Raw genomic sequence first — 14941 nt, 5'->3', positions numbered from 1 at the left:
TAGCGCACGGCCGCCCACAAAAAAACGGCCGGGGTCGCCCCCGGCCGTTTTCCTACAGCTTGGTCATGCGTCGATCAGAACTCGTAACGCAGGGTCAGCAGCACCGACCAGCGCGAAACCACGCGCGGCACGCGGCCCTCGTAGGGACGCAGGCCCTGCCAGGACGGGTTGTCGGCCTGGCCCAGGTCGTACACGTAGGTGCCGTCCGCATTGATCCCGCCCAGACGCGCCAGATAGCGGGTATCGAAGCCACCGATCTCGTCGGTCACGCCCCAGTCCTTGTTGAGCATGTTGAGGAAGTTGTAGATGTCCAGGCGGACAACCGACTTGTGGCCCTCGAAGAAGCCCGGCAGTTCCTGCTGAATGCCGAGGTCGACCTGGTTGACCCACGGCAGGCGGGTGGCGTTGCGGCCGGCGATCTCGCCGCGATGCGCCTGCAGGTACGGGTTGCTCGCGATGAAGTCGTGGAACGCGGCGATCTGCTCCGGCGTGGCCGAACCGTAGCTGACGTTCGGATCGTTGACCAGCGGGATGTAGGCCGGATCCTGGAAGATGCCGTCGCCGTTGAGGTCGCCATTGACGAGCCAGGTGTACGGCAGACCGTCATGCCCGTTGTAGAAGGCGGTGATGCTGGTCTTGTAGTCGCCGAAGAACGCGTGCTCCCAACCCACCGAGGCCTTGATCGAGTTGCGGATCTCGCGGCTGGCGGTGGTCGCGAACTCCTGGTTCGGATTCACGCGCGACACGTACTGGTAGCTCGACCAGGCCTGCGAGCTGGCTTCCGAACCGACTTCGGTGGCCTTGGTGTAGGTGTAGCTGATGTTGCCGTACCAGTTGTTGGCCAGCGGCTTGTTCAGCGAGAAGGTCACCGAGGTGGAGCTGCCCTCGTCGGTGTTGCCCAGCACCGTGGAGTTGAAGCTGTAGTCCGGATTCCGGCCACAGTTCTTGTTGGAGCTGGAGGTCGAGCCGCCCAGGTCGCACCAGTAGCTGTTGCGGCCGTCGGCCAGGGTGCCCTGGGCCTCGCCGATGTTCAGCGCGCGGTAGACCGCGGCGTCCTTGGCGCGGATGTTCTGCACCTCGACCGAACCGATCAGGCCGTACCACGGCAGCTCGGCGTCGTAGCCCAGGCTGGTCTTCCACACGGTCGGCAGCTTGAAGTCCGGATCGATGACGTCGATCTGGTTGGACGGGCTGCCGGTGGCCGGGATGTTCTGGTTGTACGGATCCGGGCTGAACGGCGCATCCGACGGGTCGAAGTTGCGGTAGGACAGCGCGGTCACGCCACCGTTGTTCTGGTACGGGTTGGCCAGCCACACGAACGGCGGCACGCTCTGGAACGCACCGATGCCACCGCGCAACTGCGAGTAGCGCGGGGTGTCGAACATGTAGTTGAACGACACGCGCGGCAGGACGACCTTGTTGTCCGAACCCAGCTTGTAGTCGTTGCGGAAGCCGAAGGCCTCCTCGAAGCCCGGGCTGCGCTCCGGCGCGTCGTCCACCTTCGGAAGGTTGACGCGGACGCCGTAGGTCAGCGACAGGTTGTCATTGACCTGCCAGGTGTCCTGCAGGAACGGGCTGACCTGGGTGTAGACCAGCGCCGCGGCGGTGTCGTTGACGTCGAAGCCCGGCGCCGGCGTGCGCAGGTTGTAGACGTCGTAGTTGCCGGCGGCGAAGTCGGCGAGGCTGTTGAACACGTACGAACCGTGCAGATCGCGGCCGTACAGGTTGAACACGTCGTGACGCAGGTAGTCGAAACCGCCCTTGATGGTGTGATCACCGGCGTAGTAGGTACCCGCGACCGAGGCCGAGAAACGCTTGGTGTTGATCTGGTTCTCGTGGCGGTTGTTGTCCTCGCCGATGAAGATGGAGCCGCCGTTCGCGGTCTCGATCTCCACTTCCGGCTGATTGACCGGATTGCCGTTGACCTGGTCGAACTTCTGGTGGCTCAGCTTGATCTCGGTGGAGAAATTCTGGGTCCAGTCGCTGAACAGCTGCAGCGAGGTGTTCTTGGTGATGTTGTCGATGTTGTACCAGTGGCTGCTCAGCACGACGGTATCGGAGCGCGCGTCGTACGGCGAGGGGCGGAACTCCTCGGTCTGCTGGTAGGTCAGGCTGGCGCGGTGGTAATCGTTGATGTTCCAGTCCAGCTTGGCCAGGTAACGCTTGTTGTCCAGGTTGACGCCGGTGGAGCCGTAGGTGCCCGGCTGCAGGCCCAGGCTCTCGGCGATCGCGATCGCGTCCTGGACGTCCTGCTGGGTGACGTCGCCGTTGGCGATGCCGTCGGAGGTCGAGGAACCGCCGAAGTTCTTGATCTTCTGCTCCTCGTACGAGGCGAAGAAGAACAGGCGATCCTTGAGGATCGGGCCGCCCAGGGTCGCGCCCCAGGTGGTGTCGGTGTCGAAACCGGTGTAGTCCTCACCGTCGAGCTTGCCCATCAGGCTGTCGGCGTCGCGCAGCGCGTAGTACACCGAGCCGTGGAACTCGTTGGTGCCCGACTTGGTGACCGCGTTGACGGTCGCGCCGACGGTGTCGGAGGCGACGTCGTAGTCGGACACCTTCAGATCGTACGCGGCGATGGTGTCGACCGAGATCGGGGTGCCGATGTAGGGCATGCCGTTGGCGTTCAGGCCGAAGGGGTCGCCCTGCGACATGCCGTCGACGGAGATGTTGTTGTAGCGGTTGTTGACGCCCGCCACCGAGATCGAGCCGTTGCCGGCGTCGGTGACCTGGATGCGCGGGTCGAGGCGCGCGATGTCGTCGAGCGCGCGGTTGCCCTGCGGGGTGAGGTCGAGCTGACGTCCGCTGACCGAGGTGCCGACGCCCTTGTTGTCCGGATTGAACACGTCCAGGCCCGGCGAGGCCACCGCCATCACCGCTTCCAGCGTCGTCGTGTCGCCGAGGACGGCGTTGATCGCGTTGACCTGGTTGAGGTTCAGGTAAACGCCTTCCTCGATATCGGTACCCGCGCCGTCCTTCTCCACGGTGATCGTGTACGGACCGCCGACGCGCAGACCGCGGGCGTTGTAGCGGCCGCTGGCATCGGTGGTCGCGTAGTTGACCGTACCGGAGTCGACGTGACGGATGGTGACCTGGGCGCCCGCGACGGGCTGGCCGCTAACATCGGTGACCGTACCGCCGACGCCGGCGGAGGTGGACTGAGCGAACACAGGCGCGGTGGCAAGAGCGGCGAGCAGACCGATGGTCAGCCTGGACAGCCGGACGCGGTTGTTATGAGTCATTGGACATGAGCCTCAATTACACGGGAGTTGAGCGCAGGCAGCCCTCTGTCCCGACGCAAGTCGGAGCTGCCCACGACGAATATTGATTTTCCTTGGCACCCAGAATCCCGGCTGACGCGATGCGCCCCCTCCGGGTTAACGGCACTTTAACACGTTAGGTCACCGATGTGACAGACGTGTGACGAGTGTGGAACTTCAAGGAAAATCGCCCGCGAATCCCCTATTCAGGCAATTTTTGACCGTCATTGCCGTCACGGCGCTGCAATCTGCAGGTAGGTTCCCAGGCCATCCAGGAACATCTGTACCGAGATCGCGACCAGCAACATGCCCATCAGCCGCTCGATCGCGGTCAAGGCCCGCCGGCCCAGCAGCTTGTACAGCAGGGTGGCCGAGAACAGGATCGCCGCGGTCGCCCCCCAGGCGATCATCAGCGCCAGGCTCCAGTCGGCCAGCCGGGTCGGTTCGTTGCTGCCCATCAGCATGACCGCGGCCATGCCCGAGGGCCCGGCCACCAATGGTATCGCCATCGGCACGATGAACGGTTCGCCGTCGGGCAGCTCGCCCATCAGCCCTTCCGGCGGCGGGAAGATCATCCGGATGCCGATCAGGAACAGGACGATGCCGCCGGCGATCGCGACCGACTCCTGGCGCAGGTGCATCAGCTCCAGCGCGTACTTGCCGCCCCACAGGAACATCATCAGCACCGCCAGCGCGATCAGCAGCTCGCGGGCGAGCACGATCCTCTGTCGCCGCGGCGGCAGGTTGCGCAGCAGGCTCAGGAACACCGGGATGTTGCCCAGCGGGTCCAGGATCAGGAACAGCAGCAGGGCGGCGGAGGCGATGGTCATGGTCGGTCTCGCGGCGGCGCGGGGCGCCCGCCTTGCCGGCGGACGCTCCCGGGATGGCCCCCGTCGCCGGCGGCGGCAGCGTCGGCACCGGGTGACGGGGTCATGGATCTGGCGATTGGATCAGCCGTCCTGGCCGGGTTCGGGCGTCCACACCTGGCCACGATGGGCCATGCCGGCCGACGATAGCAGGGTCACGCAGGCCGGCGCATACGCCGCCGGGTCGCGGACCCGGTCGTCGGTCTCGTCGGCATAGGCGCGCGAGCGCAGCGGCGTGCGCATCGGTCCGGGCCGCAGGCCGCTGACCCGGACCGGGCCGTTGGCCAGTTCCTGGTGCAGCATCCCGACCAGGGCGGCGAGCCCGTGCTGGGCCAGCCCGTAGCCGCCCCAGTAGGCCTGGCCGACCAGCGCCGGATCGTCGACCGCGAACACCACCGCGGCGTCGGACGCGCGCGACAGCAGCGGCAGGCAGGCCTGGGTCAGCCACCAGCGCGCGGTCAGATTGACGTGCAGCGCGCGCGCGAACACCGCCGGATCGGTCTGCGCGAGCGGGGTCAGCCCGCGGAACTCGGCCGCGCAGTGCAGCAATCCGTCGAGCCGGCCCAGCTCGCCCTCGATGCGGGCGGCCAGCTCGGCGTAGTCGTCGGCCGAGGCCCCTTCCAGGTCGAGCGGATACAGCAGCGGCTCGGGGCCGATCGCGGCGACCGCGTCGTAGACACGGTTGAGCCTGGGCAGCTTGCGGCCGAGCAGGACCACGGTCGCGCCGGCGCGCGCGCAGGCCTGCGCGGCAGCCGCGCCGAGCCCGCCATGGGCGCCGGCGACCAGGACCGCGCGCCCGTCGAGAGCGGGCGCCGCCGCCGGGTTCGAAGCCGGATCGCTCACGAGTCGCGACTTTCCGTGGACACCCCCGCCGCCTGGGTCTCGCCGATCATCCGCGCCAGCTCGCCGGACTCGAACAGCTCCAGGGTGATGTCGCAGCCACCGATCAGCTCGCCGTTGAGGAACAGCTGCGGGAAGGTCGGCCAGTTGGAGAAGCGCGGCAGGTTGGCGCGCACCTCCGGGTCCTCCAGCACGTTGACGGTATGCAGCTCGGTGGCGCCGGCCTCCTTGAGCGCCTGCACCGCGCGGCTGGAGAAACCGCACATCGGGAACTGCGGGGTTCCCTTCATGAACAACACGATCGGATGACCCTCGACCTCGGCCTGGATCCGCTCAAGCACGGACATGTGACACTCCTGGGATGGTTTTTCCCGCAACCGGTATGGGCACGGTCGACGGGCGTGGGGATACAATCGCTCATTGTAATCCTTCGCAGAGTCCCCGATGCAGCCGCCTCCCGGCGGCCAGCGACGGCCTCCCTTCAGCCATGACCCGGGCGCGATGCCCGGCGTCGAGTCACCCAGCCAAAAGGAGTCCCCCATGGCGATCGAACTGCCTGCCCTCCCCTACGACCGCGCCGCGCTTGAGCCGCACATCTCCGGCGAAACGATCGACTTCCACTACGGCAAGCACCACAAGACCTACGTCGACAACCTCAACAAGATGATCGAGGGGACCGAGTTCGCCGAGCTGTCGCTGGAGGAGATCATCCGCAAGTCGCAGGGCGGCATGTTCAACAACGCGGCGCAGATCTGGAACCACACCTTCTACTGGAACTGCCTGTCCCCGAACGGCGGCGGCGAGCCGACCGGCAAGCTGGCCGAGGCGATCAACAAGGCCTTCGGCGACTTCGCCACGTTCAAGGAAGAGTTCACCAAGACCGCGGTCACCACCTTCGGCTCCGGCTGGGGCTGGCTGGTGCAGCGCGCCGACGGTTCGCTGGCGCTGGCGAGCACCTCCAACGCCGCCACCCCGCTGACCGGCGACGACACCCCGCTGCTGACCTGCGACGTGTGGGAACACGCCTACTACATCGACTACCGCAACGCCCGTCCGAAGTACCTGGAGGCGTTCTGGAGCCTGGTCAACTGGGACTTCGTCGCTTCGCAGATGAAGTAAGCGCCCGGCGACCGCCGGATACGCGAACGGCCGGGGCGACCCGGCCGTTTTCGTTTATCGGGCATGCCGAACAACCATCGCGGCTTACGCCGCTCCTACAGCATGGATGGGACCCAGCCCCCTGAGTCAGGGGGCGATTCGTGCCGCAGGCACGAATGGGGGTGTGGCAGCGCAACGGCGGGGCCCATGGTTTGCGCAGCAAACTTTGGGAGGTATCCGGGCGCGGCCCGGATGCCGCCCCCCTGAGTCAGGGGGCGATTCGTGCCGCAGGCACGAATGGGGGTGTGGAAGCGCAACGGCGGGGCCCAGGGTTTGCGCAGCAAACTTTGGGAGGTATCCGGGCGCGGCCGGACATCGCCCCCTTGTAGGAGCTGCGTAAGCTGCGACCGAGTTTTCCCGCGAAAGCCTCATCGCGGCTTACGCCGCTCCTACAGTTGAATGCACCTAGGCTTGAGCCTGCCTCAACCCAGCCGCGCGATCACCGGCGCCGCCTGCGCCTCGCGCCCGAGCGCGGCGCCGACGCGCTGCAGGGCATCGGCAAGCGCGGCCGGCGTATCCGCGCGCAGCGTCGCGTGGCCGACCTTGCGTCCGTCGCGCGGCGACTTGCCATAGTCGTGCCAATGGCCGCCGGGCTCGTCGAGCACCGGCAGCGGGTCCGGCATCGCCCCGATCCAGTTCAGCATGCAGGCGTGGCCGAGCATGCCGGTGTCGCCCAGCGGCAGGCCCAGCACCGCGCGCAGGTGATTCTGGAACTGGCTGGTCTGGCTGCCTTCGATGGTCCAGTGGCCGGAGTTGTGCACGCGCGGCGCCAGCTCGTTGGCCAGCAGTTCGCCGTCGCGGCAGAAAAGCTCCAGGGCGAACACGCCGACGTAGTCCAGCGCCTCGGCCAGTTTGCGCGCGTACTCGATCGCGGTCGCGCGCAGCTCCGGATCGGCGCTGGCCGGCGCCAGGCTGGCCGAGAGCACGCCGTCGACGTGCCAGTTCTCGGTCAGCGGCCAGGTCCGGAACTCGCCCTCGCGGCTGCGCACCGCGACCACCGACAGCTCGCGCTGGAAGGAAACGAAGCCCTCGACGATCAGGCCGACCGTCGCCGCCTGCGCGCCCAGCGCCTGCCAGGCCGCGTCCAGGTCGGCCGGCGACTTGATCCGGAACTGGCCCTTGCCGTCGTAGCCGAGCCGGCGGGTCTTGAGGATGCACGGGGTGCCGACCTCGGCGATCGCCGCATCCAGTCCGTCGCGGCTGTCGACCGTGGCGAACGCCGGCACCGGAATGCCGAGCTCGCGGAACAGGGTCTTCTCGGCAAGCCGGTCCTGCGCCACCGCCAGCGCGCGCGGGTTCGGGAACACCGGCACGCGCGCGGCCAGCCATTCGGCCGACTCGGCCGGCACGTTCTCGAAATCGAAGGTGGCCACGTCGACCCGCGACGCGAACTCGGCCAGCGCCGACTCGTCGCGGTAGTCGCCGACGACCATCGGCGCGAACTGGCCCGCGCAGGCGTCGGCGGCGGTGTCCATGACCAGGAAGCGCAGGCCCAGCGGCGCGCCGGCCAGGGCCATCATCCGCGCCAGCTGGCCGCCGCCGAGAATCCCGACCGTGGTCATCGGCCGATCGGCGGCCGCCCCGGGATCATTGGCGCTCATCGGCGCGGATCGTCGTTGCCGGCGACATCCTCGGTCTGTTTCTGGCGGAACGCATCCAGCGCCGCCCCGATCTCCGGCCGCTCGACCGCCAGCATCGCCGCCGCGAACAGGGCGGCATTGGCGGCGCCGGCATTGCCGATCGCGAAGGTCGCCACCGGAATCCCGGCCGGCATCTGCACGATCGACAGCAGCGAGTCCATGCCGTTGAGCGCCTTGCTCTGCACCGGCACGCCCAGCACCGGCACCGGCGTCTTCGCCGCCAGCATGCCGGGCAGGTGCGCGGCGCCGCCGGCACCGGCGATGATCGCGCGCAGCCCACGGCCACTGGCGCTGGCGGCGTACTCGAACAGCACGTCCGGTGTGCGATGCGCGGAAACCACGCGCACCTCGTGCGGCACGCCCAGCAGCTCCAGCCGCGCGGCGGCATGCTGCATGGTCTCCCAGTCGGATCGCGACCCCATCACGATGCCCACCAGCGGGGCGGGATCGGCCTTGCTGTCTGTCATGGCTTGGCCCAACGTCGGAACATTATTGGAAGCCGGGTATTCTAGGGCTTCCTGCCCCTCACCCGGTAGGAATCCGTCGTCCGCCCCGGCGCCGACGGCGCCAATCCGCCGCTCCCGGGCCGCGTTGCCGAGTCCACGCATCCGCCCGGGACACACGCCCGCCTTCGAAATTTCCGGATGCCCATGGACCGCAAGCTGCTCGACCTGCTCGTCTGCCCCACCACCCGCCAGCCACTGTCGCTGCTCGACGGCTCCGGTCTGGCGAAACTGAACGCCGCGATCGCTGCCGGCGGCGTCGTCCGCGGCGACGGCAGCCCCCAGGGCGCGGCGCTGGCCGAGGCCCTGATCACCCGCGACCGCAAGACCGTCTACCGCGTCGACGACGGCATCCCGGTGCTGCTGGCCGAGGACGCGATCGCGACCGCCCAGGTCGAAGGCATGGAGACGCCATGAACGCGCCGGCGGGGCCGACCGCCCCCGACCCCACCCGGGTCGCGGCCGACGTGGCCGCCGCGCTGGCCGAGGACCTGGGCGACGGCGACGTCACCGCCGCGCTGCTGCCCGACGCCCCCGACTGCGCCTACCTGCTGTGCAAGGAGGACGCGGTGGTCTGCGGCCGGCCCTGGTTCGAGGGCTGCCACCGCGCGCTCGACCCCGAGGTCCGGATCGACTGGCGGGTGAGCGAGGGCGACCGCGTCGCCGCCGGCACGGTGCTGGCGATCCTGCAGGGCCGCAATCGCGCCCTGGTCAGCGCCGAGCGCGCGTCGCTGAACTTCATGCAGACCCTGTCGGGCACCGCCACCATCACCGCCGCCCATGTCGATGCGGTGCGCGGCACCGGCACCGGCATTCTCGACACCCGCAAGACCCTCCCCGGGCTGCGCCATGCGCAGAAGTACGCGGTCCGTACCGGCGGCGGCGTCAATCACCGGATGGGCCTGTACGACACGGTGATGCTGAAGGAGAACCACGTCCGCGCCGCCGGCTCGCTGACCGCGGCGATCCGCGCCGCGCGCGCGATGCAGCCGACGCTGCCGTTGATCGTCGAGGTCGAGTCCATCGAGCAACTGCGCGAAGCCCTGACCGAGGGCTGCGACCGTGTGCTGATCGACGACTTCACCCCGCAGATGCGCCGCGAGGCGGTCGCGATCGCGCGCGCGGCGCCGTTCGACGGCCGCATCCCGCTGGAGGTGTCCGGCGGCGTCGACCTGGCCGGGCTGCGCGCGATCGCCGAGGACGGGGTCGATTTCATCTCGATCGGTGGGCTGACCAAGCACGTCCGCGCGATCGACCTGTCGCTCAAGCTCGGCCCACCGCCGGGCTGAGCCCCGCCGCCCTCTTGATCCCGGTCGCCGCCGCCAGCATCTGGGGTTGACCGGGCCCGATGCCCCCAGTCCACAAACGCCCATGCCCACCGCGATCGTGCTGATGCTCCTAGGTGCCCTAGGCTATGCCTGGTGGAACGCGTCCCGCGCCGCCGCCGAACAGGCCGAGCGGCTCGGCCGCCAGGCCTGCCAGGCCGCCGGCGTGCAGTGGCTGGACCAGACCGTGCATGTGACCGACCTGCGCCTGTGCCGCCACGACAATGGCTGGCTGGGGCTGGAGCGGACCTTCCGCTTCGATTATTCGCTCAACGGCGACGACCGCCACAGCGGTCGACTGACCCTGCGCGGCGATCGGCTGGTGACCTTCAGCGGACCGGTACTGCCGTCGCGGGAGCACCCGTAGCAGCGGCACGCCGCGACCGGACCTTCATCGGAGCGCCCCATCGCGGCTTACGCCGCTCCTACGGGATGCGATACAGCACGGCCTCAGCCCCCTGAGTCAGGGGGCGATTCGTGCCGCAGGCACGAATGGGGGTGTGGAGACGCAACGGCGGGGCCCAAGGTTTGCGCAGCAAATTTTGGGAGATATCCGCGCGCAGCCGGATATCGTTCCCCCCCTGAGTCAGGGGGCGATTCGTGCCGCAGGCACGAATGGGGGTGTGGAGACGCAACGGCGGGGCCCAAGGTTTGCGCAGCAAACTTTGGGAGATATCCGGGCGCAGCCGGATATCGTTCCCCCCTGAGTCAGGGGGCGATTCGCATCGCAGATGCGAATGGGGGTGTGGAAGCGCAACGGCGGGGCCCGAGGTTTGCGCAGCAAACCTTGGGAGATATCCGCGCGCAGCCGGATATCGTTCCCCTGTAGGAGCGGCGTGAGCCGCGATGCTGTGTCCGCTCAAGGCCCACCCCCCTGACGTGCGTGGCGCCAATGGGGGCGGATAACGGCGGGGCCCAAGGTTTGCGCAGCAAGTCTTGGGGTTCCCGGCCCCAGCCCGGAGACCGCGAGCGGACTATTTGACGATGCGCAGATGCCCGGTGCGGCGCGGTCCGCTGGGCGGGGTGTCGTCATCGCCCTCGGTGGAGGACGCGCTCGGCACCGCACTGAGCGACGGGGCCGCGGCCGGAGCCTCCTGCCCGCCCTCGTCCGACGCATCCGCCTCGCCCTCCTGCAGCGGCTCGGACGCCTCGCCATCGGCGGCTTCGGCGCCGACCGCGGCGTCCTCCGGCAGCGCCATGCCCTGCCCGGTCTCGCGCGAATAGATCGCCAGCACCGCTTCGATCGGCACCAGCACCGAGTGGCTGACCCCGCCGAAGCGTGCGCTGAAGCTGATCAGCTCGTTGCCCATCTCCAGGCGCGACACCGCGCGCGCGGCGACGTTGAGGATGATCCGCCCCTCCTTGACCGCATGCGCGGGCACCTGCACGCCGGCCCGGGTCGCGTCGACCAGCAGGTGCGGAGTCATGTCGTTGTCGGCGATCCATTCGTACAGCGCACGCAGCAGGTACGGGCGATGGCTGGTCATGGCGGGGGCGTCGCTTGCGGGCATATCGTCAACTGCTGGGGCGGGCGGCGCCGCCGATGGATGGAGAAAGCGGGCGCGGCACGGCCGGCGGCTCGGTTGCCCACAGGGTACACCCGTTGCGCGGACGGCAAAGCCGCCGCGGCCACCGTTCATGGTCGCGCGAGCGTCCCGGCGGCAACCGCGGGTTTCAAATGGGCAGGTCGTTCAGCTTGCGCTCGTCGTCGCTCAGGCTGCGGGCGAAACCGGGGCTGCGGAAGATCCGGTTGCCGTAGTCCTCGATCGCCTTGCCGTCCTTGGGCAGCGGCACCCCCAGCGACGGCAGCCGCCATACGATCGGCGCCATCGCGCAGTCGGCCAGGCTCATTTCCGGATTGAGGAAGAACTTGCTGGCCTTGAACAGCGGCACCGACGCGGTCAGCAGTTCCTTCAGCCGCTTGCGCCCGGCATCGGCCTGGGCCTTGTTGCCGAGCTGGATCGCCTGCACCTGCGGCACCCAGTCGTGCTCGAGCCGCAGCATCGCCAGGCGCAGGCGCGCCCGCGACAACGGATCGACCGGCATCAGCGGTGGATGCGGATAGCGCTCGTCGAGGTACTCGCTGACCACGCTGGCGGCGTACAGCACCAGTTCGCGCTCGACCAGGGTCGGCACCGAGTGGTAGGGATTGAGATCGACCAGGTCCTCGGGCGGATTCTGCGGATCGACCGGGATCAGATCGTAGGTCACGCCCTTCGCCGACAGCACCAGCCTGACCCGATGGCACAGCACGCAATCGGTCGAGGAAAACAGTGTCAGGGCATTACGCATACGTGGGCTCGCCGCCATCATCGACCTCTCCAGGGGACCGGCGGTGATGATCTCGCCCCGGTCATGAAGACGCCGTCCACCCCTTGTGAACGGTCGCCAAGACCCCGAGCCTGCCTGTTCAGCGTGCGTCCGTAAAGTGCCGCAGCGGCCGCGGCACCAATGCGCGGGGGCCCCGGCCGTCGGCCGGCAACCCCGGGATGCCGCGCGAGCCTTACTTCACGTCGCGCCAGAATTCCTTCTTCAGCAACCAGGCCAGGAAGGTGAACATCGCCAGGAACAGGATCGCCCAGACGCCGATGCTCTGGCGCTTGAGCGCGGCCGGTTCGCCGGCGTACTCGAGGAAAGCAGTGATGTCGCGCGCGGCCTGACTGAAGCCCTCGGCGTCGAGCTTGCCGGCATGGGTGACCTTCAGGCCGGTGACCGGCCGCTCGCCGGTCTCGTCGGGCTCGCCGAACTCGGCGTGCTGCAGGCCCTGCAGCTCCCACAACGGGTTCGGCATCGAGGCGTTCGGGAACAGCTTGTTGTTCCAGCCCAGCGGACGCGACTCGTCCAGATAGAACGACTTCAGGTAGGTATAGATCCAGTCGCTGCCGCGCGAGCGCGCGGTCAGGCTCAGGTCCGGCGGCACCTGGCCGAACCAGGCGCCGGCCTGCTCGGCCGTCATCGCGACCTGGATCTGCTCGCCGAACTTGGCGCCGGTGAAGTTGAGGTTGTTCATCACCTCATCTTCGGTCAGGCCCAGGTCCTCGGCCATGCGCGAATAACGCAGGTACTTGAGCGAGTGGCAGCCCGAGCAGTAGTTCATGTACAGCTGGGCGCCACGCTGCAGCGACGCGCGGTCGCCCAGATCGGTGCCGGCGTGCTGCAGGTCGCCGCCACCGGCGGCGAGGGCGCCGGCCGAGACCAGCAGTCCGGCGGCAAGGATGGCGAGCTTCTTGAAGGTACGCATCATCTGGAAAGACTGGCCTTTCATTGAGACGTTCGCGCCAGGACGCGCGGGCTCTTGAGCGGGAACCTGCATCATGTCAGTCATGCATCGTCACCCGTTCCGGCACCGGCTTGGTCCTGTCGAGCTTGGTCCACACCGGCATGGTGATGAAGAAGGCGAAGTAGAAGAAGGTCAGCACGCGACCGACGATGGTCTCAACCGGGTCGGTACCCGGGCCGGCGCCGATCTTGCCCAGCCAAAGGAACGACGCCGCGAACGCCAGCAGCATCACCCAGGAGAACACGCCACGGTAGCGGTAGGACTTGACCTTGGCGCGGTCCAGCCACGGCACCAGGAACAGGATCGCGATCGCCGAGAACATCACGATCACGCCGGCCAGCTTGTCCGGCACCACCCGCAGCATCGCGTAGTACGGCGTGTAGTACCACACCGGCTTGATGTGCGCCGGAGTGACCAGGCGGTTGGCCTCGACGAAGTTGTCGTGCTCCAGGAACCAGCCGCCGAACGCCGGCGCGAAGAAGATGATGAAGGCGGCGATGATCAGGAAGAAGCCGACACCGAACAGGTCCTTGACCGTGTAGTACGGGTGGAACGGAATGCCGTCCTTGGGCTTGTTCGCGTCCCAGCGGTTGCCCTTGGGGCCCTTCTTGATCTCGACGCCGTCGGGATTGTTGGAACCGACCTCGTGCAACGCGCCCAGGTGCAGCACGACCAGCAGCAGCAGCACCAGCGGCAGCGCGATCACGTGCAGGGCGAAGAAGCGGTTGAGGGTGGCGTCGCCGGGCAGGTAGTCGCCCATGATCCACTCGACCAGGCCGTTGCCGATCACCGGGATCGCGCCGAACAGCGAGATGATCACCTTGGCGCCCCAGAACGACATCTGGCCCCACGGCAGCACGTAGCCCATGAAGGCCTCGGCCATCAGCACCAGGTAGATCAGCATGCCGAGGATCCAGACCAGCTCGCGCGGCTTCTGGTAGCTGCCGTACATCAGGCCGCGGAACATGTGCAGATAGACCACGACGAAGAACAGCGACGCGCCGGTGGAGTGCATGTAGCGGATCAGCCAGCCCCACTCGACGTCGCGCATGATGTACTCGACCGACGAGAACGCTTCCGCGGCCGACGGCTTGAAGTGCATCGTCAGGAAGATGCCGGTGACGATCTGGTTGACCAGCACCACGATGGCCAGCGAACCGAAGTAGTACCAGAGGTTGAAGTTCTTCGGCGCGTAGTACTCGGTCATGTGCTTGCGGTACGCCGGCATCATGCCGGGCGCGCGCGCGTTGACCCAATCCATCACGTTGTTGGCGGTACGGGCGATGATGTTGGACATGACTTACGCGGCCCCCGAGGTGTTGGACTGCGAGGGATCGACACCGATGACGATGGTGTTGTCGTCGGCGTAGTGATGCGGCGGCACGACCAGGTTGGTCGGCGCCGGGACGCCCTGGAACACGCGGCCGGCCATGTCGAAGCGCGACTTGTGGCAGGGGCAGAAGTAGCCGCCCTTCCACTCCGGATCGAACGGTTCGGGGCGGATCTCGGCCTTCATCTCCGGCGAGCAGCCCAGATGGGTGCACAGGCCGACCAGGACCGAGACGTCGGGCTTGATCGAGCGCAGCTCGGGATTGCCCTCCAGCACGTAGGCCGGCTGCTGCTCCGGGTTCTCCGACATCGGATCGCGCAGGTGGCTGTCCAGGGTCGGCAGCGCGTCGAGGATCGCCTTGGAACGCTTGACGATCCAGATCGGCTGACCGCGCCACTCCAGCACCAGGCGCTGGCCTTCCTGCAGCGCGCTGATGTCCGCGGTGACCGGCGCGCCGGCGAGCTTGGCTCGGGCGCTCGGGTTCCAGGACTTGATGAACGGCACTGCCGCAATACCCGCGCCGACGGCGCCGACCACGGCGGTGGTCGCCGTCAGGAACCGGCGTCGACCGGTATTGACGGGCTCGTGGATAGGATCGTTGACCCCTTGGTTGGCCATCCGGCACTCCGCAAACACAAGAATTCGAAGTCCACCGCGTGCCCGCCACTGGCGACGGCTCGCGGCTCATAAAGACGGGAAAGTGTAACGGAAGCCTTAACGGCCAGACAATCCATGGACGCGA

The 14941-nt window shown here is 67.9% G+C and carries 15 protein-coding genes; 4 read left to right on the top strand and 11 right to left on the bottom strand.

Annotation, left to right across the window (positions count from 1 at the left end; genetic code table 11):
* Positions 1 to 74: 74 nt before the first annotated feature.
* The 4 genes from C9I47_RS05240 to grxD all read right to left on the bottom strand — a co-directional run bounded on the left by C9I47_RS05240 (position 75) and on the right by grxD (position 5310).
* Positions 75 to 3239 carry a TonB-dependent receptor gene (locus C9I47_RS05240; protein WP_111265817.1) on the bottom strand — a complete coding sequence of 1055 codons (3165 nt, stop codon included), beginning with the start codon at positions 3237 to 3239 and terminating at the stop codon, positions 75 to 77.
* Between the two features lie 251 nt (positions 3240 to 3490).
* Entirely contained in the window at positions 3491 to 4087 is a 597-nt protein-coding gene (locus C9I47_RS05235) for a YhgN family NAAT transporter (RefSeq protein ID WP_111265816.1), read from the bottom strand.
* Positions 4088 to 4207: 120 nt separating this feature from the next.
* Positions 4208 to 4966 carry an SDR family NAD(P)-dependent oxidoreductase gene (locus C9I47_RS05230; protein WP_111265815.1) on the bottom strand — a complete coding sequence of 253 codons (759 nt, stop codon included), beginning with the start codon at positions 4964 to 4966 and terminating at the stop codon, positions 4208 to 4210.
* The gene (gene grxD / locus C9I47_RS05225; RefSeq protein ID WP_111265814.1) at positions 4963 to 5310 is read right to left on the bottom strand and encodes a Grx4 family monothiol glutaredoxin; all 348 of its coding nucleotides are present in this window, start codon (positions 5308 to 5310) and stop codon (positions 4963 to 4965) included. The genes C9I47_RS05230 and grxD overlap by 4 nt, the downstream gene beginning before the upstream one ends.
* A gap of 193 nt (positions 5311 to 5503) precedes the next feature.
* Here grxD and sodB point away from each other — a divergent pair, with 193 nt between their 5' ends.
* Positions 5504 to 6082 carry a superoxide dismutase [Fe] gene (gene sodB / locus C9I47_RS05220; protein ID WP_111265813.1) on the top strand — a complete coding sequence of 193 codons (579 nt, stop codon included), beginning with the start codon at positions 5504 to 5506 and terminating at the stop codon, positions 6080 to 6082.
* A gap of 461 nt (positions 6083 to 6543) precedes the next feature.
* Here the strand turns inward: sodB and C9I47_RS05215 are convergent, their stop codons facing one another.
* Together C9I47_RS05215 and purE are read right to left on the bottom strand one after the other, a co-directional pair.
* Positions 6544 to 7683: a 5-(carboxyamino)imidazole ribonucleotide synthase gene (locus C9I47_RS05215; protein ID WP_111267976.1), complete on the bottom strand. Its 1140-nt coding sequence runs from the start codon at positions 7681 to 7683 to the stop codon at positions 6544 to 6546.
* 35 nt (positions 7684 to 7718) lie between these two features.
* Positions 7719 to 8228, bottom strand: a complete 510-nt coding sequence (purE, locus tag C9I47_RS05210; RefSeq protein ID WP_111265812.1) for a 5-(carboxyamino)imidazole ribonucleotide mutase — start codon at positions 8226 to 8228, stop codon at positions 7719 to 7721.
* Positions 8229 to 8411: 183 nt separating this feature from the next.
* On the opposite strand from purE, the gene C9I47_RS05205 reads away from it, so the two are divergent.
* The 3 genes from C9I47_RS05205 (at position 8412) to C9I47_RS05195 (ending at position 9956) form a co-directional block, all read left to right on the top strand.
* Positions 8412 to 8681: a Trm112 family protein gene (locus tag C9I47_RS05205; protein ID WP_111265811.1), complete on the top strand. Its 270-nt coding sequence runs from the start codon at positions 8412 to 8414 to the stop codon at positions 8679 to 8681.
* Entirely contained in the window at positions 8678 to 9553 is an 876-nt protein-coding gene (gene nadC, locus C9I47_RS05200; protein WP_111265810.1) for a carboxylating nicotinate-nucleotide diphosphorylase, read from the top strand. The genes C9I47_RS05205 and nadC overlap by 4 nt, the downstream gene beginning before the upstream one ends.
* 82 nt (positions 9554 to 9635) lie before the next feature.
* Positions 9636 to 9956, top strand: coding sequence for a DUF3301 domain-containing protein (locus C9I47_RS05195; RefSeq protein ID WP_111265809.1), 321 nt, complete (start codon positions 9636 to 9638; stop codon positions 9954 to 9956).
* Between the two features lie 607 nt (positions 9957 to 10563).
* Here C9I47_RS05195 and C9I47_RS05190 read toward each other — a convergent pair.
* The 5 genes from C9I47_RS05190 to petA form a co-directional block, all read right to left on the bottom strand.
* Positions 10564 to 11100: a ClpXP protease specificity-enhancing factor gene (locus tag C9I47_RS05190; protein ID WP_170288305.1), complete on the bottom strand. Its 537-nt coding sequence runs from the start codon at positions 11098 to 11100 to the stop codon at positions 10564 to 10566.
* Positions 11101 to 11263: 163 nt separating this feature from the next.
* Positions 11264 to 11899, bottom strand: a complete 636-nt coding sequence (locus C9I47_RS05185; protein WP_111267974.1) for a glutathione S-transferase N-terminal domain-containing protein — start codon at positions 11897 to 11899, stop codon at positions 11264 to 11266.
* A 193-nt stretch (positions 11900 to 12092) separates the two neighbouring features.
* A complete protein-coding gene (locus C9I47_RS05180) occupies positions 12093 to 12830 on the bottom strand; it encodes a cytochrome c1 (RefSeq protein ID WP_111267973.1) in 738 nt (245 codons plus the stop codon).
* A 76-nt stretch (positions 12831 to 12906) separates the two neighbouring features.
* On the bottom strand, positions 12907 to 14166 hold the full coding sequence (locus C9I47_RS05175; protein ID WP_111265808.1) for a cytochrome b: 1260 nt from the start codon (positions 14164 to 14166) through the stop codon (positions 12907 to 12909).
* A 3-nt stretch (positions 14167 to 14169) separates the two neighbouring features.
* Positions 14170 to 14817, bottom strand: coding sequence for a ubiquinol-cytochrome c reductase iron-sulfur subunit (petA, locus tag C9I47_RS05170; RefSeq protein WP_111265807.1), 648 nt, complete (start codon positions 14815 to 14817; stop codon positions 14170 to 14172).
* Positions 14818 to 14941 lie beyond the last annotated feature (124 nt).

The sequence above is a fragment of the Marilutibacter maris genome, assembly GCF_003233695.1.
In the GTDB taxonomy this organism is placed as follows: Bacteria; Pseudomonadota; Gammaproteobacteria; order Xanthomonadales; family Xanthomonadaceae; genus Marilutibacter; species Marilutibacter maris.
Note: the sequence above shows the minus strand (reverse complement) of the source record. Positions and strands in the feature narration are given on the sequence as shown.